The 21997-nt window shown below is 68.0% G+C and carries 21 protein-coding genes and 2 tRNA genes; 7 read left to right on the forward strand and 16 right to left on the reverse strand.

Going from position 1 to position 21997, the window contains the following annotated elements; genetic code table 11:
- Positions 1–10 precede the first annotated feature (10 nt).
- The 5 genes from BST10_RS03235 to clpX form a co-directional block, all read right to left on the reverse strand.
- Entirely contained in the window at positions 11–334 is a 324-nt protein-coding gene (locus BST10_RS03235; RefSeq protein ID WP_193374451.1) for a transglycosylase family protein, read from the reverse strand.
- An 881-nt stretch (positions 335–1215) separates the two neighbouring features.
- Positions 1216–1800 carry a molybdenum cofactor guanylyltransferase gene (mobA, locus tag BST10_RS03240; protein WP_083036352.1) on the reverse strand — a complete coding sequence of 195 codons (585 nt, stop codon included), beginning with the start codon at positions 1798–1800 and terminating at the stop codon, positions 1216–1218.
- 15 nt (positions 1801–1815) lie between these two features.
- Complete coding sequence (locus BST10_RS03245; RefSeq protein ID WP_013828389.1) at positions 1816–2901, reverse strand: 2-oxoacid:ferredoxin oxidoreductase subunit beta; 1086 nt, start codon at positions 2899–2901, stop codon at positions 1816–1818.
- A complete protein-coding gene (locus BST10_RS03250; protein WP_041317579.1) occupies positions 2898–4841 on the reverse strand; it encodes a 2-oxoacid:acceptor oxidoreductase subunit alpha in 1944 nt (647 codons plus the stop codon). The genes BST10_RS03245 and BST10_RS03250 overlap by 4 nt, the downstream gene beginning before the upstream one ends.
- Before the next feature lie 288 nt (positions 4842–5129).
- Positions 5130–6413 carry an ATP-dependent Clp protease ATP-binding subunit ClpX gene (gene clpX / locus BST10_RS03255; RefSeq protein WP_083036353.1) on the reverse strand — a complete coding sequence of 428 codons (1284 nt, stop codon included), beginning with the start codon at positions 6411–6413 and terminating at the stop codon, positions 5130–5132.
- A 251-nt stretch (positions 6414–6664) separates the two neighbouring features.
- On the opposite strand from clpX, the gene mmuM reads away from it, so the two are divergent.
- Positions 6665–7603, forward strand: a complete 939-nt coding sequence (mmuM, locus tag BST10_RS03260; protein WP_083036354.1) for a homocysteine S-methyltransferase — start codon at positions 6665–6667, stop codon at positions 7601–7603.
- 25 nt (positions 7604–7628) lie between these two features.
- Here the strand turns inward: mmuM and clpP2 are convergent, their stop codons facing one another.
- The 4 genes from clpP2 to BST10_RS03280 form a co-directional block, all read right to left on the reverse strand.
- The gene (clpP2, locus tag BST10_RS03265; RefSeq protein ID WP_013828384.1) at positions 7629–8276 is read right to left on the reverse strand and encodes an ATP-dependent CLP protease proteolytic subunit ClpP2; all 648 of its coding nucleotides are present in this window, start codon (positions 8274–8276) and stop codon (positions 7629–7631) included.
- Positions 8273–8851, reverse strand: a complete 579-nt coding sequence (clpP1, locus tag BST10_RS03270) for an ATP-dependent CLP protease proteolytic subunit ClpP1 (RefSeq protein ID WP_013828383.1) — start codon at positions 8849–8851, stop codon at positions 8273–8275. Before clpP1 ends, clpP2 begins: the two co-directional genes overlap by 4 nt.
- Positions 8852–8957: 106 nt before the next feature.
- Entirely contained in the window at positions 8958–10406 is a 1449-nt protein-coding gene (gene tig, locus BST10_RS03275; protein ID WP_163762309.1) for a trigger factor, read from the reverse strand.
- A gap of 55 nt (positions 10407–10461) precedes the next feature.
- Positions 10462–10538, reverse strand: a tRNA-Pro gene (locus BST10_RS03280).
- Between the two features lie 125 nt (positions 10539–10663).
- Here BST10_RS03280 and BST10_RS03285 point away from each other — a divergent pair.
- Together BST10_RS03285 and BST10_RS03290 are read left to right on the forward strand one after the other, a co-directional pair.
- A tRNA-Gly gene (locus BST10_RS03285) sits at positions 10664–10734 on the forward strand.
- A 36-nt stretch (positions 10735–10770) separates the two neighbouring features.
- On the forward strand, positions 10771–11994 hold the full coding sequence (locus BST10_RS03290) for a serine hydrolase domain-containing protein (RefSeq protein WP_083036356.1): 1224 nt from the start codon (positions 10771–10773) through the stop codon (positions 11992–11994).
- A 30-nt stretch (positions 11995–12024) separates the two neighbouring features.
- Here BST10_RS03290 and BST10_RS03295 read toward each other — a convergent pair whose 3' ends face one another.
- The 3 genes from BST10_RS03295 to BST10_RS03305 are packed head-to-tail and all read right to left on the reverse strand — an operon-like array spanning position 12025 to position 13946.
- The gene (locus BST10_RS03295; RefSeq protein ID WP_083036357.1) at positions 12025–12828 is read right to left on the reverse strand and encodes an Fpg/Nei family DNA glycosylase; all 804 of its coding nucleotides are present in this window, start codon (positions 12826–12828) and stop codon (positions 12025–12027) included.
- Between the two features lie 13 nt (positions 12829–12841).
- Entirely contained in the window at positions 12842–13321 is a 480-nt protein-coding gene (locus tag BST10_RS03300) for a ribose-5-phosphate isomerase (RefSeq protein ID WP_205277465.1), read from the reverse strand.
- 13 nt (positions 13322–13334) lie between these two features.
- Complete coding sequence (locus BST10_RS03305) at positions 13335–13946, reverse strand: mycothiol-dependent nitroreductase Rv2466c family protein (protein WP_013828378.1); 612 nt, start codon at positions 13944–13946, stop codon at positions 13335–13337.
- Positions 13947–14043: 97 nt separating this feature from the next.
- Between BST10_RS03305 and pepN the strand changes: the two genes are divergently transcribed.
- Complete coding sequence (pepN, locus tag BST10_RS03310) at positions 14044–16632, forward strand: aminopeptidase N (RefSeq protein WP_083036359.1); 2589 nt, start codon at positions 14044–14046, stop codon at positions 16630–16632.
- A 22-nt stretch (positions 16633–16654) separates the two neighbouring features.
- On the opposite strand, the gene BST10_RS03315 is transcribed toward pepN, so the two are convergent.
- The 3 genes from BST10_RS03315 to ctaJ all read right to left on the reverse strand — a co-directional run bounded on the left by BST10_RS03315 (position 16655) and on the right by ctaJ (position 18162).
- Positions 16655–17263 carry a hypothetical protein gene (locus BST10_RS03315; protein WP_235673571.1) on the reverse strand — a complete coding sequence of 203 codons (609 nt, stop codon included), beginning with the start codon at positions 17261–17263 and terminating at the stop codon, positions 16655–16657.
- Positions 17264–17474: 211 nt separating this feature from the next.
- Positions 17475–17942 carry a DUF5130 domain-containing protein gene (locus BST10_RS03320; RefSeq protein ID WP_013828375.1) on the reverse strand — a complete coding sequence of 156 codons (468 nt, stop codon included), beginning with the start codon at positions 17940–17942 and terminating at the stop codon, positions 17475–17477.
- Positions 17929–18162: an aa3-type cytochrome oxidase subunit CtaJ gene (gene ctaJ / locus BST10_RS03325; RefSeq protein ID WP_083036360.1), complete on the reverse strand. Its 234-nt coding sequence runs from the start codon at positions 18160–18162 to the stop codon at positions 17929–17931. Before ctaJ ends, BST10_RS03320 begins: the two co-directional genes overlap by 14 nt.
- 118 nt (positions 18163–18280) lie before the next feature.
- On the opposite strand from ctaJ, the gene BST10_RS03330 reads away from it, so the two are divergent.
- Complete coding sequence (locus tag BST10_RS03330; protein WP_083036397.1) at positions 18281–19207, forward strand: carbon-nitrogen hydrolase family protein; 927 nt, start codon at positions 18281–18283, stop codon at positions 19205–19207.
- A 1-nt stretch (position 19208) separates the two neighbouring features.
- On the opposite strand, the gene BST10_RS03335 is transcribed toward BST10_RS03330, so the two are convergent.
- Entirely contained in the window at positions 19209–19844 is a 636-nt protein-coding gene (locus tag BST10_RS03335) for an HNH endonuclease (protein WP_013828372.1), read from the reverse strand.
- A 126-nt stretch (positions 19845–19970) separates the two neighbouring features.
- Between BST10_RS03335 and BST10_RS03340 the strand changes: the two genes are divergently transcribed.
- Positions 19971–20378 carry a globin gene (locus tag BST10_RS03340; RefSeq protein ID WP_083036361.1) on the forward strand — a complete coding sequence of 136 codons (408 nt, stop codon included), beginning with the start codon at positions 19971–19973 and terminating at the stop codon, positions 20376–20378.
- Positions 20378–21955, forward strand: a complete 1578-nt coding sequence (locus BST10_RS03345) for a glycoside hydrolase family 13 protein (RefSeq protein WP_083036362.1) — start codon at positions 20378–20380, stop codon at positions 21953–21955. The genes BST10_RS03340 and BST10_RS03345 overlap by 1 nt, the downstream gene beginning before the upstream one ends.
- Positions 21956–21997 lie beyond the last annotated feature (42 nt).

Here is a 21997-nt window from a genome sequence, read left to right on the forward strand (position 1 = left end):
GTCTGGAAGGTCAGCCGCGGCGGCCGCAGACCGGCCACGCGCCGATGCCCTGGCTGCGCAGCACGTTCTCGGCCACCCGGATCTGCTCAGACCGACTGGCGTTGTGGGGCATGCCGCTGCCGCCGTTGGCGCGCCAGGTGCCGGCGTTGAACTGCAGACCGCCGTAGTAACCGTTGCCGGTGTTGATCGACCAGTTGCCGCCGGACTCGCAGGCCGCGATGGCGTCCCAGTTGACGCTGTCCGCCCTGGCGGTCGCGTCGGACAGTGCCACCGCACCGGTGATCAGCGCGCCGGCGATCGCGGCCAGGGTGAGGGGCTTACGGACGTTTTTCAACATCGTTCCTTTCGCGGTGCGCGCTCCGAAGTGCAGCCGGGATGGCCCTCAGGCGAGATTGATCTTCGAGACGTGCCGTCTAGGTCAGGCACGACAGCGGGGGCAAGGGCTGCCCGCCGGGATGACACCCGGCACCGCGGAAGCATTCATGGGGCCGCCCGCGGCCCCGCTCACACGCGGTTCCGTGGATTCAATTTGTTTGCCCTGCATTCGGGCGAGGGGAAACTTACGAAACGTTCATGCGAGAAGTCCAACCGCATGACGCGGGCATTTCGGAGGGATAACGAAACCATCACACCAGCGCGGGGAATGGTTTCACCAGGTCACCTATTGCTTTTAGTCTTTCTAAGCGTTTGCCGCCCGGATTGTTTTTCGTGAGTCAAATCACGGATATTTTGTGGGCTGGAGCACTGACGCCGCGTGCCCACGACGGGCCGGACTGCGCTAGCTCCCCTGCAACTTGCAGCTCAAGGCCTGAATGGGGGTACGTATCGCCCTCGCCCGCTACCCGGGACACTGCGGGCGAGACAGTCGGTGATCAGCGTGGCGAATGAGCGGCATCACCGCGCTGCTATCGGCGAAAGATCCAATTACGACCGAGAGGGACGAGACCGGCTTCCGGCCGGGTCGCCATGCCCGCCGCGGTGGAGAACAGCATGACTTCTGCTGCACCACAATAGTTTTCGCCGGATGATCAGCACCCTTTGATCGCCGGCGGCCGAAGGGCCCTCGAGTTTTGATAAAGGTCCTATTTCACAGCGATAACACGAATGTTTATTCAACGCGCCGGCAGCGGAACTGAATCCATTCCATCGCCCCCGTCACCGTATTTGCTGTCCTCATTCCCGTCCTTGCCGGCGGCAGACGTGCCGCGGGCGGGCTCAGCAGAGGCCGGCGATGTCATCCGGAGAGTTGAGGTTGGCCAGCGGCGCCGGATCCTCGAGTTCGACCCGCTGCGCCTCGACCATGTCGACCAATGCCCCCACCCGGCGCTGCCCATCGGCGACCAAGGCGTCGATGGATCCGGCCAGTGCCGTCCGGTACACCGCGGCCAGGTAGTGGTCCCGACCAGCTCGGGGCAGCACCACGTCGGCACCGGGATGTGCGTCGGCGAGCAGGCCGATCAACGCGGGCACCAGAAACGGCATGTCGACCGCGCAGACGAACGCCCGCTCCGCGCCGGCGCGCGCGGCGGCACGCAACCCCAGGCCGACCGCGGGCAGCGGCCCCAGCCCGGGAACCTCGTCGCGCAACACCTGGGCCGGCAACGCGGGAAGGGCCTGCCCTGGGGCGGCCACCACGAAGATCGGGTCGCAGCACTGGGCGACCACTGACACCAGGTGCTCGACCAGGGTCCGGCCGCCGAACCGGCCCGCCACGGTCAGGGTGGCCTTGTCACGGCCCATCCGGCGCGATGCGCCACCGGCGAGCACGACGCCGGCGAGACCGGCCCGTCGGCCGGTCATGACCTCAGGCTCGCCTCAATCCACGGTCCAGGTGTCGCGGCCACGCAACAGCGCCTGCAGAGCGGCGGTGTCGTGCGAGCTGGCCTGGCGGGCTTCGGCGACCTGCGCGCGCGCCAGGTCGTCGTAGGTGGGCTTGTTGATCTTGCGGAAGATGCCCATCGGGAAATGCGACAGATCCTGCTCGGAGAGCCGTGACAACGCGAACGCGTAAGACGAGTCGGCCAGCGTGGCGTCGTGCACCACGATCTGCTCGGCCGAGACGTTGGCGGTCTTGGCGACCTCCAGCCCGAAGCCCGACTTGATCACGCAGTACTCGTCCTCGGCGCCGAAGGTGATCTTCTCGCCCTGCCGGACGTTGATGATGCGGTTCTCCGCACCCTCCTTGCGCAGCAGGTCGAAGGAACCGTCGTTGAACACCGGGCAGTCCTGCAGGATCTCCACCAGCGCCGAGCCGCGGTGTTCCATGGCACCGCGCAGCACTTCGGTGAGGCCCTTGCGGTCGGAGTCCAGGGCGCGACCGACGAAGGTCGCCTCGGCACCGATCGCCAGCGAGACCGGGTTGAACGGGTTGTCCAGCGAACCGAACGGTGTGGACTTGGTGATCTTGCCGGTCTCCGACGTCGGTGAGTACTGGCCCTTGGTCAGCCCGTAGATCCGGTTGTTGAACAGCAGGATCGTGAGGTTGACGTTACGGCGCAGCGTGTGGATCAGGTGGTTGCCGCCGATCGACAGCGCGTCGCCGTCACCGGTGACCAGGAACACCGACAGATCCGGACGGGCGGTCGCCAGCCCGGTGGCGAACGTCGGGCCACGGCCGTGGATCGAGTGCACCCCGTAGGTGTTCATGTAGTACGGGAACCGGCTCGAGCAGCCGATGCCGCTGACGAACACCACGTTCTCGCGGCGCACCCCCAGCTCGGGCAGGAAGTTGCGGATCGAGTTGAGGATGGCGTAGTCGCCACAGCCCGGGCACCAGCGCACCTCCTGGTCGGAGGTGAAGTCCTTGGACTTCTGCGGCTCGTCGGTGGTGGGCACGCCGGTCAGGGCGGTCAGCCCCAGCTCGGTGCCTACCAGGGAGCTGGCGGGTTCGGTTGTGGTCATGAATTCGCTCCTGCTGTACTGCCCGCGATGGTCACCGCCGCGGCCGTGGCCAGCGACGCCTTCTCGTTCTCTCGCTCGGCCAGCGTCCCGGCCAGCGCGTCGTCAATGATCGCCTCGACCTCGTCGGCGAGGAATGCCTGACCGGCCACCTTGGTCACCGACTGGATGTCGACCAGGTAGCGGCCGCGCAGCAGCAGCGCCAACTGGCCCAGGTTCATCTCCGGCAGCACCACCTTCGGGTAGCGCCGCAGCACCTCGCCGAGGTTGGCCGGAAACGGGCTGAGGTGGCGCAGGTGAGCCTGCGCGACCTTGACGCCGCCGCGCCGGGCCCGCCGGCACGCCTCGGCGATCGGGCCGTACGAGCTGCCCCAGCCCAACATCAGTAGCTCGGCGTCACCGGTCGGGTCGTCGACGACCAGGTCGGGCACCTTGATGCCGTCGATCTTGGCCTGCCGCAGCCGCACCATCAGGTCGTGGTTGGCCGGCTCGTAGGAGATCGCGCCAGAGCCGTTGGCCTTCTCCAGACCGCCGATGCGGTGCTCCAGACCGGGGGTGCCGGGGATGGCGAACTGCCGCGCCAGGGTCTGCGGGTCGCGCGCGTAGGGCGCGAAGTCCTCCCCCGCCTTGGCCAGGTTGCGTTCGATGGGCTCGATCGCGCTGATGTCGGGGATGCGCCACGGCTCGGAGCCGTTGGCGATCGCGCCGTCGGAGAGCAGCACCACCGGCGTGCGGTAGGTCAGCGCGATCCGGACGGCCTCGATGGCGGCGTCGAAGCAGTCCGACGGCGTGCAGGGCGCCACCACCGCGACCGGTGACTCGCCGTTACGGCCATAGAGCGCCTGCAACAGGTCGGCCTGCTCGGTCTTGGTGGGCAGCCCGGTCGACGGACCGCCGCGCTGGACGTTGATCAGCAGCAGCGGCAGTTCGGTCATCACGGCCAAGCCCAGCGCCTCGGCCTTGAGCGCCAGGCCCGGGCCGGAGGTGCTGGTGACGCCCAGCGCACCGCCGTAGGAGGCGCCGATCGCCGCGCCGATACCGGCGATCTCGTCTTCGGCCTGGAAGGTCAGCACGTTGAAGTTCTTGTGCTTGGACAGCTCGTGCAGGATGTCCGACGCCGGGGTGATCGGGTAGGTCCCCAGCAGCACCTGCGTGTCGGCGAGCTGACCGGCGGCGATCACACCGTAGGCCAAGGCGGTGTTGCCCGAGATCTGGCGGTACTCGCCCGGCGGCAGCTTGGCCGGTGAGATCTCATAGGTGGTGCCGAACGCCTCGGTGGTCTCGCCGTAGTTCCAGCCCGCCTTGAGCGCCAGCACGTTGGCGTCGGCGACATCGGGCTTCTTGGCGAACTTCTCCCGGATGAACTGCTCACTGGTCTCGATGGGCCGGCCGTACATCCACGACAGCAGGCCGAGCGCGAACATGTTCTTGGCCCGCGCGCCGTCCTTCTTGGTGGCACCGATCGCCTCGACGGCGCCCAGGGTCAGCGAGGTCATCGCGACCGGAACCACCACGTAGTCGGAGAGCGCCTCGGTCTCGAGCGGATTGGCCTCGTAGCCGATCTTGGCCAGGTTGCGCTTGGTGAACTCGTCGGAGTTGACGATCACCATCCCGCCGCGCGGCAGGTCGCCGATGTTGGCCTTCAGCGCCGCGGGGTTCATCGCCACCAGCACGTCGGGGCGGTCACCGGCGGTGAGGATGTCGAAGTCGGCGATCTGGATCTGGAACGACGACACGCCCGGCAGGGTGCCCTGCGGGGCGCGGATCTCGGCCGGGTAGTTGGGCTGGGTCGCCAGGTCATTGCCGAACAACGCCGCTTCGGAGGTGAAGCGGTCGCCGGTGAGCTGCATGCCGTCGCCGGAGTCGCCAGCGAAGCGGATTACTACTTTTTCGAGTTTTTGACGCCCGGGCGCCGACCCGGCTCCGTTACCGCTCGGACCCACGGCCCCCGCCTTCCATCACTTCTGACCGGGCCCGCACAGCGCGGCTGGCGCAACCCACACGTTTTTCTGTCACTGGCAGTACCGATTATTGCACCGTTCTTAGAGACGGTTCGACGCCACACCGTATCGGGACCCCACCGACTTACCGACAAACGCCGACGTCACAGTACGGTTCTCGGTCGACTTCCGGCAAAAATGTGGTTTTGGTCACGTTTGATGACAGTCGAACTTTAAGAAAAGTTCGCTACCGGTGAGTAACCCGTCGCGACGCGCGCGCCGTCGCTCGGATCAGGCGGTCTTGTCGCGACGCTCGGCACGCGAGGTCTTGCGCGGCACGATGGTCGGCAACACGTTGTCCTGCACCGTTTCCTTGGTGACCACGACCTTGGCGACGTCGTTGCGGCTGGGGATGTCGTACATCACCGGCAGCAGCACTTCTTCCATGATCGCCCGCAGGCCACGTGCCCCGGTGCCACGGTGGATGGCCTGGTCGGCGATCGCCTCCAGCGCGTCCTGGCTGAACTCCAGCTCCACCCCGTCCATCTCGAACAGTCGGGTGTACTGCTTGACCAGAGCGTTCTTCGGCTCCGAAAGGATCTTGACCAACGACTCCATGTCCAGGTTCGTCACCGAGGCCACCACCGGCAGCCGGCCGATGAACTCGGGGATCAGACCGAACTTGATCAGGTCTTCGGGCATCACCTCGGCGAAGTGGTCGACGGTGTCGACCTCCGCCTTGGACCGGACCTCGGCGCCGAAACCCAAGCCGCGCTTGCCAACCCGGTCGGAGACGATCTTCTCCAGCCCGGCGAACGCGCCGGCCACGATGAACAGCACGTTGGTGGTGTCGATCTGGATGAACTCCTGGTGCGGGTGCTTGCGGCCGCCCTGCGGCGGAACCGACGCCTGGGTGCCTTCCAGGATTTTCAGCAGCGCCTGCTGCACACCCTCACCGGAGACGTCACGGGTTATCGACGGGTTCTCGCTCTTGCGGGCGATCTTGTCGACCTCGTCGATGTAGACGATGCCGGTCTCGGCGCGCTTGACGTCGTAGTCGGCGGCCTGAATCAGCTTGAGCAGAATGTTCTCCACGTCTTCGCCGACGTAGCCCGCCTCGGTGAGTGCCGTCGCATCCGCTATCGCAAACGGGACATTGAGCATCTTGGCCAGCGTCTGGGCCAGGTAGGTCTTGCCGCAACCGGTGGGGCCCAGCATCAAGATGTTGGACTTGGTCAGCTCAACGGGCTCACCGGAGCGGGAGTCCCGGCTCTTCTCGCCGGCCTGGATGCGCTTGTAGTGGTTGTAGACGGCCACCGCCAAGGTGCGCTTGGCGGTGTCCTGGCCGATGACGTAGCCCTCCAGGAAGTCCCGGATCTCAGCGGGCTTGGGCAGCTCGTCGAGCTTGACGTCGTCGGCGTCGGCCAGCTCCTCTTCGATGATCTCGTTGCACAGGTCGATGCATTCATCGCAGATGTAGACGCCGGGACCCGCAATGAGCTTCTTGACCTGCTTCTGGCTCTTCCCGCAGAACGAACATTTCAGCAAGTCACCGCCGTCTCCGATGCGCGCCATGGTGCGTGAGGACCTACTTCCTGTTCGCCGTCCGTCGTCGAGGTACCGGTGTCTGGCCCCGACGCTACCCGCTTGTTCCGGTGCGAGGCGACCGATAAGGCCGAATCGCGTCGTTGGTATTCGTTGCTGTCCGTGTGCTCCAAGAAGATATCGCCCCAACTGCCCCACCCGGCGCGTGACGCGCTGGCGTGGCGTGAGCGAATCGCCGGCGTTACCCCGCTGTGAGGCGGGCGGCACCGCGGAGCCCTACAGTGGCGAACGTGCGGTTCGCCGTGCCCGACGATACCGTGATCGTCGCCGATGGCGGGTTGGCCACCGAACTGGAGGCCCGCGGCTTTGACCTTTCCGGGGACCTCTCCGACCCACTGTGGTCGGCCCGCCTGCTGCTCGATGCCCCCGACGACATCGCCGCGGTGCACGCCGCCTTCTTCGCCGCCGGGGCGATGATCGCGACCACCGCCGGCTACCAGGCCAGCTTCGAGGGCTTCGCCGCCCGAGGGATCGATCGCCGAGCCGCCGAAAGGCTGCTGCGCCGCAGCGTCGACCTGGCCCGCCTGGCCGGCGGCGGCGCGCGTGGGCACTGGGTGGCGGCGTCGGTCGGCCCGTACGGCGCCGCGCGCGCCGACGGCTCGGAATACGTTGGCCGCTATGGGCTTTCGGTCTCGGAGTTGACGGCCTGGCACCGCCCCCGGCTGGAGGTCCTGGCCGATGCCGGGGCCGATGTACTCGCGCTGGAGACCATCCCGGACGTCGACGAGGCCGAGGCACTGCTGCGCCTGGTGAGCGAGGCCGACGTTCCGGCCTGGCTCAGCTACACCATCGAGGGCACCTCAACCCGCGCCGGCCAACCGCTGACCGACGCGTTCGCCGTCGCCGCCGGGGTGCCACAGATCGCCGCGGTGGGAGTGAATTGCTGCGTCCCGGACGATGTCCTGCCGGCGATCGAGATCGCCCGCGAGATCACCGGAAAGCCGGTGATCGTCTACCCCAACAGCGGGGAGAGCTGGAGGTCGGGGCGCTGGGCCGGTCCGGCGCGCTTCTCCCCCGCGCTGGTGCCGCTGTGGGTGGCGGCCGGGGCACGCATCATCGGCGGCTGCTGCCGGGTCGGACCGGCCGATATCGCTGCCGCCGCAGCCGCATTACGCCGAACGTGCACTCAGCGCGAAAATCCAGCCGGAGATTCGCAGTGAGCGCACACTCGGCGGGGAGGTACCCCTAGGCCGTTTGCGCCGAAAGCTTGCGGTACTCCAGCACCGTGTCGATGATCCCGTACTCCTTGGCGTCTTCGGCGGTCAGGATCTTGTCCCGGTCGGTGTCCTTGCGGATCACCTCGGGGTCCTTGCCGGTGTGACGGGCCAAGGTGGACTCCATCAGCGTCCGCATCCGCTCGATCTCGGCGGCCTGGATCTCCAGGTCGGAGAACTGCCCCTGGATCACCCCGGACAGCGACGGCTGGTGGATCAGCACCCGGGCGTTGGGCAGCGCCATCCGCTTACCCGGCGTACCGGCCGCCAGCAACACCGCGGCCGCCGAGGCGGCCTGCCCCAGGCAGACGGTCTGGATATCGGCCCGCACGTACTGCATGGTGTCGTAGATCGCCATCAGCGACGTGAACGAGCCGCCCGGCGAGTTGATGTACATGGTGATGTCACGGTCCGGGTCCAGCGACTCCAGCACCAGCAACTGCGCCATGATGTCGTTGGCCGACGCGTCGTCGACCTGCACGCCGAGGAAGATGATGCGCTCCTCGAACAGCTTGTTGTAGGGGTTGGACTCCTTGACGCCCCAACTGGAGTGCTCGACGAACGACGGCAGGATGTAGCGGGCCTGCGGTGCGATGGCTCGCAAGGTCTCGGGGTTCATGAGGCATCTCCGTTGACGTGGGCGCGGGTGATGATGTGGTCGACGAAGCCGTATTCCAGGGCTTCCTGGGCGGTGAACCAGCGGTCACGGTCGGAGTCCGCCTCGATGCGCTCGATCGGCTGACCGGTGAATTCGGCGTTGAGCCGGAACATCTCTTTCTTGATGACCGCGAACTGCTCGGCCTGAATCGCGATGTCGGCGGCGCTGCCGGTCACCCCGCCCAGCGGCTGGTGCATCAGGATCCGGGCGTGCGGCAGGGCGTAACGCTTGCCCTTGGTGCCCGCGGCGAGCAGGAACTCGCCCATCGAGGCGGCCATCCCCATCGCGTAGGTGGCGACATCGCACGGCGCGAGCACCATGGTGTCGTAGATCGCCATTCCGGCGCTGATCGAACCGCCCGGGGAGTTGATGTAGAGCGAGATGTCCTTGGTGGGGTCCTCGGCGGCCAACAACAGGATCTGCGCGCACAGCCGGTTGGCGATGTCGTCGTCCACCTGCGACCCCAGGAAGATGATGCGTTCTCGCAGCAGACGCTCGTATACGGAGTCGACGAGGTTCAGACCGGGCTGGCTCACAGTTGGATACCTGCTTTCTCGAGATTCATATGCCGAGACATGCTTACGACCCTAACGAACCGGCGCGGCTGTAGGCGGCCCGAACCGGCTTCGTTCGCTTACAGCGTCACTCGTCGGATGCCGCCCCGGCTTCGACCGCGCCGTCCGCGGTCCCGGCCGGCTCGTCGACGACGGCCGCTTCGGCTTCATCGGCCTGAGCATCATCGGCCTGAGCGTCATCGGCCTGGGCGTCGGCGCCGCCACCGAAGAACTCGGCGGTGTCGATCTCGTTACCGTCGGTGTCGCTGACGGAGGCGGCGCGCACCGCCGCTGCCAGCGCCATACCCCGGCGCACGTCGGCGAAGACCGCGGGCAGTTGGTTGTTCTGCTGCAGGAACTGCATCAGCTGCTGCGGTGCGACGCCGTACTGCCGCGACATCAGCACCAGGTGCTGGGTGAGGTCGTTCTGGCCCACCTGGATCTCCAGCTCGTCGCCGAGCGCGTCGAGCAGCAGCTGCGTCTTGACGGACTTCTCGGCCTCGCTGCGGGTGTTGGCGTCGAACTCGGCGCGCGAGGAGCCCTGCTCGGCCAGCGACTCGGCGAACTTGTTCTCGTCGTGGTCCACCGCGTGCAGCGCGTTGTGCAGCGCATTGTCGACGTGGGCCTGCACCACCGCCTCGGGCAGCGGCATCTCGACCTGCTCGACCAGGGCCTCCAGCGTCGCCTCGCGTACCTTCTCGGCCTGCTGGATGCGCTTGGTCCGGCTGACCTGCTCGGTGAGGTTCTCCCGCAGCTCGCCCATGGTGTCGAATTCGCTGGCCAGCTGCGCGAACTCATCGTCGGCCTCCGGCAACTCACGTTCCTTGACCGACTGCACCGTCACGGTGACCTCGGCGTCCTTGCCGGCATGCGGGCCGGCCGCCAGCTTGGTGGTGAAGCTCTTGTTCTCACCGGCCGACATGCCCACGATCGCGTCGTCGAGCCCCTCGATGAGCTGGCCCGATCCGACCTCGTGCGACAACCCCTCGGTGGCGGCGCCTTCAACCACCTCGCCGTCGACCGTCGCGTCCAGATCGATCGAGACGAAGTCGCCCTCGGCGGCGGGCCGGTCGACACCGGTCAGCGTGCCGAATCGGGCACGCAGCGCGTCCAGCTCGGCGTCCACCTCGTCGTCACCGACCTCGATCGGGTCCACGCTGATCTTGAGCTGCTCCAGGTCGGGCAGCGTGATCTCCGGTCGCACGTCGACCTCGGCGGTGAAGGTGATCTGGTCGCCGTCGTCGAGCTTGGTCACCTCGATGTCGGGCTGACCGAGCGGCTTGAGTTCCGAACTGGTGACCGCCTCGCTGTACCGACTCGGCAGCGCGTCGTTGACCACCTGCTGCAGCACCGCGGCACGGCCGAAACGGGCCTCGATGAGCTTGGCGGGTGCCTTGCCCGGCCGGAAGCCGGGCATCCGCACCTGCTGGGCCAGCTGCTTGTAAGTCCGCTGGAAGTCCGGCTCCAACTCGGTGAACGGCACCTCCACGTTGATGCGAACCCGGGTGGGGGTCAGCTGCTCGACGGTGCTCTTCACGGGCGTACTCCTCGATATCGTTGACGGTCTGTCGTGCCGGTGCGGCGCGCGCTGCTGGTCGGGGTGACAGGATTTGAACCTGCGGCCTTCCGCTCCCAAAGCGGATGCGCTACCAAGCTGCGCTACACCCCGCACTGACCAGGCGATCCTACGGCCCTGCGACAACGGCAACACAGCCGCCCGCACCTGACGGCCGCAGCGGGGAGTGCCAATTGGATTTGAGGTCGGCAACGCCGGTACAGTCTGGCCTGGATATTGCGGGCGTAGCTCAATGGTAGAGCCCTAGTCTTCCAAACTAGCTACGCGGGTTCGATTCCCGTCGCCCGCTCGAAACGGGGATTTTCCCTGGCAGGAAGGCACGCCTATGGGCGGCACCCAGCACGTCCGGATTCACGGGTCGTGCTCGCCGCGCTTCGAACGGGTGCGGTACGAGTTCGAGCGCAATTTCACGCTGCGCGACGAGCTCGGCGCTGCCGTCGCGGCATATGTCGACGGGGAACTCGTCGTCAACCTGTGGGCGGGCTCGGCCGATGTCGACGGTCAGCGCCCCTGGCAGGAAGACACGCTGAGCACCGTGCTGTCCGGCACCAAGGGGCTGACCAGCACCTGCGTGCACCGGCTCGCCGAGGGCGGCGAACTGGACCTCCGGCGACCGGTGGCCCACTACTGGCCGGAGTTCGGCCAGGCCGGCAAGGGCGACATCTCACTGGCGATGGTGCTGGCGCACCGCTCCGGGGCGATCGGGCCGCGCGAACCGATGCACTGGCGCGACGTCACCGACTGGGACCTGGTCTGCCAGCGGTTGGCGGCCGCCGAACCGTGGTGGCGACCCGGCACCGCGCAGGGCTACCACATGACCACCTACGGCTTCATCATCGGCGAGGTCGTCCGCCGCGTGACCGGTATGACGGTGGGCCAGTATCTGCACAGTGAAGTCGCCGGCCCGCTCGGCGCCGAGGTCCACATCGGCGTGCCGGCCGACCAGCAGCCTTACCGCTGCGCCGACCCGGTGGGCAAGCCGACGATCCGCGAGATGCTGGCCTCGGCCGGCGCGCCCAAGCGCCCCACCTCGCTGGACCACCATTCCAAGGCGGGGCTGGCGGTGGCGATGGGGTTCGCCCCCGACGACGAGATCGCCACCAACGACCTGACGCTGTGGCGGCAACTGGAGTTCCCCGGCACCAACGCCCAGGTCTCCGCGCTGGGCATGGCCACGTTCTACAACGCACTGGTGCAGGAGAAGCTGCTCAGCCGTCCCACCATGGACCGGCTGCGGGTGCTGCAGGGCGGCACCGAAACCGATCTGGTGCTCGGTCCCCGCGTCGCCGAACACGGGTGGGGCATGGGCTACATGCTCAACGCCCAAGGCGTCAACGGACCCAACCGGCGGATCTTCGGGCACGGCGGACTGGGCGGGTCGTTCGCGTTCGTCGATCTGGAGCACCGCATCGGCTACGGCTACGTGATGAACCGGTTCGACCACACCCAGGCCAATGCCGACCCGCGCAGCGTGGTGCTGTCCAACGAGATCTACCGGGCACTAGGGATACCGATTCGCCCTCGGCGTGAAACGGTCTACGACGACTGACGCGCTGCCCTCGGTGACGCGCGCACTCGCCTAGCTCTGGCAGGACGGGCACCAGAACACGTTGCGGGCCTCCAATTCCGCGGTGCGCACGGTGTTCCCGCACAGCCGGCACGGGTCGCCGGCTCGGCGATACACATAGGTGCGCGGCTTGCCGGGCGCGTACGCCGGTGCACCGTGATCATCTTCGGGCCGGACCACCACGATGTTGCCGCGCCGCAGCCCCACTTTCATCAACGCCACCAGATCGGTCCAGACCGCGTTGAATTCCGCTTCGCCGATGGCGGTGCCGGGCCGGAACGGGTCGATCCGATGCCGGAACAGCACCTCGCTGCGGTAGACGTTGCCGACGCCGGCGAGCACCGACTGGTCCATCAACAGCGCGCCGATAGTTCTGCGGGACTTGCCGATTCGCTTGAAGGCCAGCGCCGGGTCGGCATCGCCGCGCAGCGGATCCGGCCCGAGCCGCGCGATCACATCAGCGGCGAATGCCTCGTCGACCACCTCACAGGCCGCCGGACCGCGCAGATCGGTTCCATAGTCGACGCCGATCATGCGCATCCGCACCTGGCCCACCGGGTCGGGTATACCACCGTCCGACAGGTGGAACTCGGTGAAGTGCCCGTAGATGCCCAAGTGGACGCGCACGATCGGTCCGCCGGCGTAGTGGTGGAACAGGTGCTTTCCCCAGGCTTCCGCACCGGTGAGCACTCGTCCGTCGATCGCGGCGGCACCGGCTTCGAACCTGCCCTGCGGACTGAACACCGCCACCGGGGCGCCGCCGAAACGCCGTTGATGCAACCGAGCCAGCCGGTGCAGGATGTGCCCCTCCGGCATGGCGGCAGTCTCGTCAGGCCGGGGCGCCGGGCACCGGGGGCGCCTCGTGGCTGCGTTCGTAGGCCGTCAGAATGTCGATGCGCCGCTGATGGCGTTCGGCTTCCGACCACGGTGTGCTCAGGAACGCATCCACGATGGCGAGCGCCTCGGCGGTGGAGTGCATACGGCCGCCAATACCGATCAACTGCGCATTGTTGTGCTCGCGGGCCAACTTTGCCGTCTCGGTGCTCCACGCCAGCGCACAACGCGCCCCGGGCACTTTGTTGGCCGCGATCTGCTCGCCGTTGCCGGAACCGCCGATCACGATTCCGAGGCTGCCCGGGTCGGCGACCGTGCCGGCGGCCGCGGCGATGCAGAACGCCGGATAGTCGTCCTCGGCGTCGTAGGCGAAGGCCCCGCAGTCGACCGGCTCGTGCCCGGCCTGCTTCAGGTGCTCGAGGATCTGCTCTTTGAGCTCGTAGCCGGCGTGGTCGCAGCCGAGGTAGACGCGCATGGCGGTCATTGTGTCAGTCGAATTCGGGCGCCTCGCCGCGGGTGCGCTTGAGCTCCCAGAAGTGTGGGTAGGACGCGAAGGTCACCGACGCATCCCACAGTTGCCCGGCCTGCTCGCCGCGCGGGATCCGGGACAGCACCGGACCGAAGAAGGCCACCCCGTTGACGTGGATGGTCGGGGTGCCGACGTCCTTGCCGACGGCGTCCATCCCGGCGTGGTGGCTCTTGCGCAGCGCCTCGTCGTAAGTGTCGGTGGTGGCCGCGTCGGCCAACTCGGCCGGCAGGCCCACCTCCGCCAGCGCACCGGCGATGACGTCGGGGAGGTCCTTGTTGTTCTGGTTGTGGATCCGGGTGCCCATCGCGGTGTACAGCGGGCGCAGGATCTCGTTGCCGCGCTGCTGTTCGGCGGCGATTGCCACCCGCACCGGGCCCAAGGCGTTCTTCAGCCCCTCGCGGTACTCCTCGGAGATGTCATCGCGATCCTCGTTGAGCACGGCCAGGCTCATCACGTGGAAGGTCACCTCGATATCGCGGACCTTCTCCACCTCGAGGATCCACCGCGAGGTGATCCAGCACCAGGGGCACAGCGGGTCGAACCAGAACTCGGCTGTCGACTTGTCGGACATCAGCAAGGTCCTCTCGGGAGCGGGGAGCATCTGTGCAACACAACTATGCCCGTCCGCGCGGTGTTCCCGACCGGGTCAGCGGCTACTGTTGGCGGGCGTGGCACTTCCTAACCTCACCCGCGACCAGGCCGCCGAGCGGGCCGCGTCGATCACCGTCGACAACTATCGGATCGCCCTCGACCTGACCGACGGCAGCGGCAACCCGGGCGAGCGCACGTTCCGCTCCACGACGACCGTCACCTTCGAGGCGCTGCCCGGCGCCAACACCGTGATCGATATCGCCGCCCGGACGATCCGCGCTGCCACCCTCAACGGCCGCGCACTCGACGTGTCGGCCTACGACGAGTCGATCGGTGTCGAGCTGACCGGTCTGGCCGAGCGCAACGTGGTCGAGGTCGACGCCGACTGCTACTACTCCAACACCGGCGAGGGCCTGCACCGCTTCGTCGACCCGGTCGACGACGAGGTGTATCTGTACTCGCAGTTCGAAACCGCGGACGCCAAGCGGATGTTCGCCTGTTTCGACCAGCCCGACCTCAAAGCGACCTTCGACCTCACCGTCACCGCGCCGCGGCACTGGCAGGTGGTCTCCAACGGCGCCACCACCGCTGTGGACGACGGCGTGCACACCTTTGCCACCACCCCGAAGCTGAGCACGTATCTGGTGGCGCTGATCGCCGGGCCGTATGCCCGGTGGGACGACGTCTACCGCGATGAGCACGGCGAGATCCCGCTTGGCCTGTTCTGCCGGGCATCGCTGGCCGAGCATATGGACGCCGAGCGGCTGTTCACCGAGACCAAGCAGGGATTCGGCTTCTACCACCGCAATTTCGGTGTGCCGTATGCGTTCGGCAAGTACGACCAACTGTTCGTACCGGAGTTCAACGCCGGGGCGATGGAGAATGCCGGCGCGGTGACGTTCCTGGAGGACTACGTCTTTCGCAGCAAGGTGACGCGGGCGTCCTATGAGCGGCGCGCCGAGACCGTGCTGCACGAGATGGCGCACATGTGGTTCGGCGACCTGGTCACCATGCGCTGGTGGGATGACCTGTGGCTCAACGAGTCGTTCGCGACGTTCGCCTCGGTGTTGTGCCAGAGCGAGGCGACCGAGTACACCAGCGCCTGGACGACGTTCGCCAACGCGGAGAAGTCGTGGGCCTACCGCCAAGACCAGCTGCCCTCGACGCATCCGATCGCCGCCGACATCGCTGACCTGGCCGCCGTCGAGGTCAATTTCGACGGGATCACCTACGCCAAGGGCGCATCCGTGCTCAAGCAGTTGGTGGCCTACGTCGGCCTGGACCACTTCCTGGCCGGGCTGCGCGACTACTTCGCCGCGCACGCCTTCGGCAACGCGACCTTCGACGACCTGCTGGCCGCCCTGGAGAAGGCATCGGGTCGCGACCTGTCCGACTGGGGTCGGCAGTGGCTCAAGACCACCGGCCTGAACACCCTGCGCGCGAACTTCGATCTCGACGACGCCGGGAAGTTCACCCGGTTCGCCGTCACCCAGGACGGTGCCGCCCCGGGCGAAGGCGAGACCCGGGTGCACCGGCTGGCCATCGGCATCTACGACGACGACGGCGCCGGACGCTTGGTGCGCATCCACCGCGAAGAACTCGACGTCGAGGGGCCGGCAACGGCCGTCCCGGCGCTGGAGGGGGTTTCGCGAGGAAAGCTGATCCTGGTCAACGACGACGACCTGACCTACTGCGCACTGCGGCTGGATGAGGAGTCGCTGGCGACCGCGATGGAACGCATCGCCGATATCGCCGAGCCGTTGCCGCGCACGCTGGTCTGGTCGGCGGCCTGGGAGATGACCCGCGAGGCCGAGCTGCGCGCCCGGGATTTCCTGGCACTGGTGCAAGGCGGTATTCAGGCCGAAACCGAGGTCGGGGTCGCCTCGCGGCTGCTGCTGCAGGCGCAGACCGCGCTGGGGTTTTACGCCGAACCCGGCTGGGCCGCCGAGCACGGTTGGCCGGCGTTCGCCGACCGGCTGCTGGAGTTGGCCCGCGCAGCCGAACCCGGCTCCGATCACCAGCTGGCCTACGTCAACGCGCTGTGCACGTCGGTGCTGTCCGAACGGCACACCGTGGTGCTGGCGGCGCTGCTGGACGCCGACCCCGCGGATCAGGGGTTGGCCGGATTAGCGGTCGACACCGATCTGCGCTGGCGGATCGCGGTGGCCTTGGCGCGGGGCGGCGTGCTCGACTCCGAGGCGATCGACGCCGAGATTCGGCGTGATCCCACCGCGGCGGGCAAGCGCCAGGGCGCGCAGGCCTCGGCGGCGCGGCCGCTACCGGAGGTCAAACAGGCGGCCTGGCAGCAGGTGAACGAGGACGACACGCTGGCCAACATCACCGGCCGGGCGATCATCGCCGGGATCGTGCAACCCGGGCAGGGCGAGCTGTTGGCGCCGTTCACCGAAAAGTACTTCGCAGCGATCCGCGGTGTCTGGGAGCGGCGCTCCAGCGAGGTGGCGCAGACGGTGGTGGTGGGGCTGTATCCGGGGTGGGACGTCAGTCAGGCCGGGTTGGACGCCGCCGAGGCGTTCCTGGCCGATCCCGCGGTGCCGCCGGCCCTTCGGCGGCTGGTGCTGGAGGGTCGGGCCGGGGTGGAACGATCGCTGCGGGCGCGTACCTTCGACGCCGCTTGCACAGACACCGCCGGAACGGACAGCGCCTGACCCGCCCAGCCCCGGGGCCGGCTCACTGATAACCCCCGTCGCACAATCCCGCGTCGCTTTCAAAGCTGTTGGTGCCGCCGAAGATCCGCACTCTTGCCTCCTCGGCGAGATAGCGCGCGGGAAACTGTATCGACCCCAGCGCGGCCCACTGCTGGGCGTGAATCTCCTCGTGATGCAACACCCGGTCCAGCTCGGGACCACCGGGCGAGATCCGTCCGGCTTCGACGATCTCGCGCAGCCTGCGCATCGGGTCGGAACCGCGATCGACGTTGACCATGAACAGGTCACCCCACATGGTCCCGGCACGGCGGGTGAGCTGGGCGTGAAACCGATTGCCGCCCAGCCCCATCAGCAACCCGTTGGGCGTGGTGACCAGACAACCGCCGGTGTTGCAGATGGCCCGGACCGCGTCGTAGCTCCAGCGGTTCGCTCGCTGCCGCTGAACGATCCGCTCAAATTCGGCCACCCCGTAGGGCGTCTCGGGGAAATCGTTCCGGGTGCTGGTCCGGCCGTAGCCGGTACCCGCGTTGAGCAGGTATGTCAGCCGCACCGCGTGACGGGCCTCCTTCCCGCCGGCACCGCGGGGAATCACGAAGAAGCTCTGACCGTGCGGGTCGGTGATCTGCTCCATCGCGTCCAGAGCCCGGAAGCTGTCACGGGAGAGGCGCTGCCGGCGGACGATATCGGCTACCGCTTGCGGGGCGACCCCGCGCCGGTCGAGGTTCGCCAGCCAACTGTGGTGCGCCGGCGACGCCGATACGACGGCAGCGCGAGTGTGTCGACCGGGGCTCCCGCGCCAGCGCGAGGCACCCCCAGCCACGTCCGCGACCGAAAGACGGCGGCTAGGCCGGGGTGATGCCGGCGCTGAGCACCTGCACCGCGCTGACCAGGCCGTCGATCAGGTTGCCGTCGCTGAATGCCGCGGCCGCCGCGGCCACACCCTGCGGTGCCGCCACCGGGGCGATGCGGTCGGCCACACCGGCGCCGTAGACCACCTCGATGGCCCGCTGGTCCGGTGAGACCGCGATGAGCACCGCGTCGTTGGGGGTGGGCACCTTCGCCAGGATCTCGCGGGCCTGCGCGGCGGTGTCCGAGCCCAGGTCCCCGATGTAGACGGCGAACCGGGCGTTGGTCTGCCGTGACCCGTAGGTCAGGGCGTCATCGAGCGCCACCAGCTCCTTGATCGGGAACGGGTAGTGCAGCGACGCCTCGCCCGGCTCCGTGACCCCGGAAATCCGACCGCTGTAGGTGATCGCCGACCCGTACGGCAGGTCCGCCGGATCGATCGTCGCGACCTCACCAGTTGCCACTGGCTCCACCCCCCACGCTGAACTCGGAATTGCCGTGACCATGGCCGCGACCGACGGCCTCGTCGGTGGCCGCCCACAGGATCGGTGGATGTGTCCAACGGTCGGCCATCTGGTAAACGGCCGCGCGCGGCCCCTTCTGCGACCAGATCCGGGCTGACAGCAGCGCGACCAGCACAATCGGAATGCCGACGAAGTAGCCGAGGAATGACAACACGCTCACGCCGTAGACGGTATCCCACCGGGAATCGACCGGTGGCGGGAACCCGGGCTGAGGCCATATCTTCGCACTGGTAACCAGTGCGGCAGGGCTGCGCCGTCGTTGCAGAAGGGCGATGATCATGGTTCTTGCGGCAGCTGTCCAGTTGGAGGCCGTGCTCGGCGATGTGTCGGCCAATCTGGCCGCCTGTGAGCGCCTTGCCGATGAGGCGGGCCGGGCCGGTGCCGAAATCATCGCGCTGCCGGAGTTCTTCACCACCGGGATCGGGTTCGACGAGTCGCTGGCCACCGCCGCGCTGCCGCCCGATGGTGCGGCGACCGAGCTGCTCACCGCCCTGGCCCGCCGGCATCGCGCACTGGTGGGCGGGTCATTCCTGTGCCGCGATCCCGACGGGCATGTCCGCAACGCCTACCTGCTCGCCGGTCCCCCCGGCGGCGTGGTGGGCCGGCACGACAAGGATCTGCCCACGATGTGGGAGAACGCCTTCTACACCACCGGCGACGACGACGGGGCGCTCGCTACGGCCGACCACACGGTGGGAGCCGCGGTGTGCTGGGAGCTGATGCGCACCCAGACCGTGCGCCGGCTGCGCGGCCGGGTGGACCTGATGATGACGGGCTCGGGCTGGTGGTCGATCCCGCGCTGGGTGCCCCACCGGCTGTTCGACCGGCTCGAACGCAACAACGCCGGCACCGCTCGGCGGGCGGCGGCGTCGTTCGCCCAGTACGTCGGCGCCCCGATGGTGCACGCCGCCCATGCCGGCACCCTGACCTGCGCCATGCCGTGGCTGCCCCTGACGTATCGGGGCCACTTCGAAGGCGCCACCCTGATCGCCGGCGCCGACGGCACCGTCGTCGCCGAACGGCGCGCCGACGAGGGCGAGGGCATCGTCCTCGGTGAGATCACGCTGGGGCGGCAACCGCCCCGACTCGACCCGCCCGCCGGGTTCTGGCTGCATCGGCGAGGGACACTGCCGACCGCGGTGTGGCACTACCAACGCTGGCATGGCCGTCGCTGGTACCGGCACCACGTAGTTCAAGCAACCTAGTTCAGGCAGCGCCTTCGCCTAGGTAGCGCATCCACACCGGATCGAGGTCGTGGATCACGGCCAGCAGCCGCCAGTGCTGGCCCTTCGGCGACGTCGGCACCAGCCGCAACGTCCAGCCGAGTTCGGCCAGCAACCGGTCGGCCTTGCGGTGGTTGCAGGCCGAGCAGGCGGCCACGCAGTTCTCCCAGGAGTGGTCGCCGCCCCGGCTGCGGGGCACCACGTGGTCGACGGTGTCGGCCTTGCCGCCGCAGTAGGCGCAGCTGTGCCGGTCCCGGTGCATCAGCGCGGCGCGGGTCAACGGGATCCGGGCGCGGTAGGGCACCCGGACATAGGACCGCAGCCGGATCACCGAGGGCACCACCACCGACCGGGTCGCCGAATGGATGACCGGGCCGGCCGGGTCGTCGTGCACCACGTCGGCCTTGCCGCAGATCAGCATGACGATGGCACGCCGCAGTGGAAGCGCCGTCAACGGCTCGAAGGTGGAGTTCAGCAGCAGCACCCGCCGCCGGGTCCAGATCGAGGCGGAGTCGTTGCCGGTCCCCGAAGCGGAGACCGAGTGCAGGCAGGGGGTGGTGGCAAGCCCGGTCAGGCTCGCCACCGGGGCACCGGGTCTGCGGTGGCCCCGACGCTTCATATCGGCCTTCGGGAGTCGTTTTCGTGCTGCACCATAAATCCTCCGCGGAACAGTTCACCATGATTCCACGCTGGTCGCACGCCTATTTGCTGTGTGTTCATTGGCAGGAACCGGCGATAGCCCACAATGGTGGCGATGCAGCCGATAGAAGAGCCTTCGTTTTATGACGCCGTCGGCGGGGCGGAAACCTTCCACGCCATCGTGTCGCGGTTTTATCAACTGGTCGCCCAGGACGCGATCCTGCGCCCGATGTACCCCGCCGACGACATGGACGGCGCCGAGGAGCGACTACGGATGTTCCTCGAGCAGTACTGGGGCGGCCCGCGCACCTACTCCGAACGCCGCGGCCACCCGCGGCTGCGGATGCGCCACATCCCCTACCGCATCGGCCCGCTGCAGCGCGACGCCTGGCTGCGCTGCATGGTCACGGCGATCAACGAGATCGACGGCGACACCCTCGATGACGCACGCCGCGCCGAGCTGCTGGACTACCTGCACTCGGCGGCCGATTTCCTGGTCAACGCACCGCTCTGATGGGCGACAGCAGCAGCCCCGACGACCACGCATGGTGGGCCGACAGTGTGTTCTACCAGGCCTATCCGCGCTCGTTCGCCGACAGCAACGGTGACGGTGTCGGCGATCTGCCCGGGGTGATCGCCCGCCTGGACTATCTGCACCGGCTGGGGATCGACGCGATCTGGCTCAACCCGGTGACGGTGTCGCCCATGGCCGACCACGGCTACGACGTGGCGGATCCCCGCGATATCGATCCGCTGTTCGGCGATCTGGCGGCGCTGGACCGGTTGGTGGCGGCCGCGCACGAACGCGGGATCAAGCTGACCATGGACCTGGTGCCCAACCACACCAGTTCGGCGCATCCGTGGTTCGTCGCGGCCCTGGCGTCCGGGCCGGGCAGCCCCGAACGGGAGCGCTACGTCTTCCGCGACGGGCGCGGGCCCGGCGGCAAGCTGCCGCCCAACAACTGGGTGTCGGTGTTCGGCGGTCCGGCCTGGACCCGGGTCACCGGACCCGATGGCCCCGGCCAGTGGTATCTGCACCTGTTCGACCCGACGCAGCCCGATCTGAACTGGGACAACCCGGAGGTCATGGCGGATTTCGAGCGGACGCTGCGGTTCTGGATGGACCGCGGTGTCGACGGCTTCCGGATCGACGTCTCGCACGGCATGGCCAAACCGCAGGGACTGCCCGACATGCCGGTCACCGACGCGAAACTACTGGCGCACCGCGACGACGATCCGCGGTTCAACCAGCCGGGCGTTCATCGGATCCACCGTGCGATTCGCGCGGTCTTCGACGACTACCCCGGCGCGGTCTCCGTCGGCGAAGTCTGGGTGCACGACAACGCCCTGTTCGCCGAGTACGTCCGGCCCGATGAACTGCACCTGGCCTTCAACTTCCGGTTGCTCCAGGCCGACTTCGACGCCGCCGCGGTCCGCGACGCGATCGACAATTCGCTGGCCGCGGTCGCCGCGGTGAACGGAATCGCGACGTGGGCGCTGGAGAACCACGACGTCGAGCGATCGCTGACCCGCTACGGTGGCGGCATCGTCGGGCTGGCCCGGGCGCGGGCAATGGCGTTGGTGCTGCTCGCGCTGCCGGGGGCGGTATTCGTCTACAACGGCCAGGAATTGGGTCTGCCCAATGTCGAGCTACCCGATTCAGCGTTGCAGGATCCGGTGTGGGAGCGCTCCGGGCACACCAAGCGCGGCCGCGACGGCTGCCGGGTGCCGATGCCGTGGTCGGGTACCGAGCCGGCGTTCGGGTTCTCCGACAATCCCGACACCTGGCTGCCGATGCCGCCGGACTGGGCGCCGTTGACCGTCGAGAAGCAGCTCGCCGATGGCGACTCGACGCTGCAGCTCTACCGCCAGGCAATCGAGTTGCGCGGCAGCCGAGCCGAATTCAGCGGACGGGACGTGAACTGGCTGGATTCACCGCCGGGAACTCTGGCGTTTCGGCGCGGCGGCCTGGTGTGCGTGCTCAACGCCGGTGAGCGTCCGGTGGTGCTGCCCGAGGGCCGGCTGATCCTGGCCAGCGCACCACTCGGCGACGGCATGTTGCCGCCCGACGCCGCCGCGTGGCTGGTCTGACGGCCGGATAGCTCACCGGCAGCCACCAGCAGACCTGGCCGG

The sequence above is a fragment of the Mycolicibacter algericus DSM 45454 genome (assembly GCF_002086455.1).
Taxonomy (GTDB): domain Bacteria; phylum Actinomycetota; class Actinomycetes; order Mycobacteriales; family Mycobacteriaceae; genus Mycobacterium; species Mycobacterium algericum.

Bases quoted from the DNA above. Each gene is read 5' to 3' on its own strand.
- mobA (WP_083036352.1), bottom strand. From the start codon at position 1,800: ATGACCGGCCGACGGGCCGGTCTCGCCGGCGTCGTGCTCGCCGGTGGC.
- BST10_RS03245 (WP_013828389.1), bottom strand. From the start codon at position 2,901: ATGACCACAACCGAACCCGCCAGCTCCCTGGTAGGCACCGAGCTGGGG.
- BST10_RS03290 (WP_083036356.1), top strand. From the start codon at position 10,771: ATGGGCGGCACCCAGCACGTCCGGATTCACGGGTCGTGCTCGCCGCGC.
- BST10_RS03315 (WP_235673571.1), bottom strand. From the start codon at position 17,263: ATGGAGCAGATCACCGACCCGCACGGTCAGAGCTTCTTCGTGATTCCC.
- BST10_RS03300 (WP_205277465.1), bottom strand. From the start codon at position 13,321: ATGCGCGTCTACCTCGGCTGCGACCACGCCGGCTACGAGCTCAAAGAG.
- clpX (WP_083036353.1), bottom strand. From the start codon at position 6,413: ATGGCGCGCATCGGAGACGGCGGTGACTTGCTGAAATGTTCGTTCTGC.
- clpP2 (WP_013828384.1), bottom strand. From the start codon at position 8,276: ATGAACCCCGAGACCTTGCGAGCCATCGCACCGCAGGCCCGCTACATC.
- BST10_RS03340 (WP_083036361.1), top strand. From the start codon at position 19,971: ATGGTGGCGATGCAGCCGATAGAAGAGCCTTCGTTTTATGACGCCGTC.
- BST10_RS03305 (WP_013828378.1), bottom strand. From the start codon at position 13,946: ATGTCCGACAAGTCGACAGCCGAGTTCTGGTTCGACCCGCTGTGCCCC.
- BST10_RS03295 (WP_083036357.1), bottom strand. From the start codon at position 12,828: ATGCCGGAGGGGCACATCCTGCACCGGCTGGCTCGGTTGCATCAACGG.
- BST10_RS03345 (WP_083036362.1), top strand. From the start codon at position 20,378: ATGGGCGACAGCAGCAGCCCCGACGACCACGCATGGTGGGCCGACAGT.
- BST10_RS03330 (WP_083036397.1), top strand. From the start codon at position 18,281: ATGGTTCTTGCGGCAGCTGTCCAGTTGGAGGCCGTGCTCGGCGATGTG.
- BST10_RS03335 (WP_013828372.1), bottom strand. From the start codon at position 19,844: ATGAAGCGTCGGGGCCACCGCAGACCCGGTGCCCCGGTGGCGAGCCTG.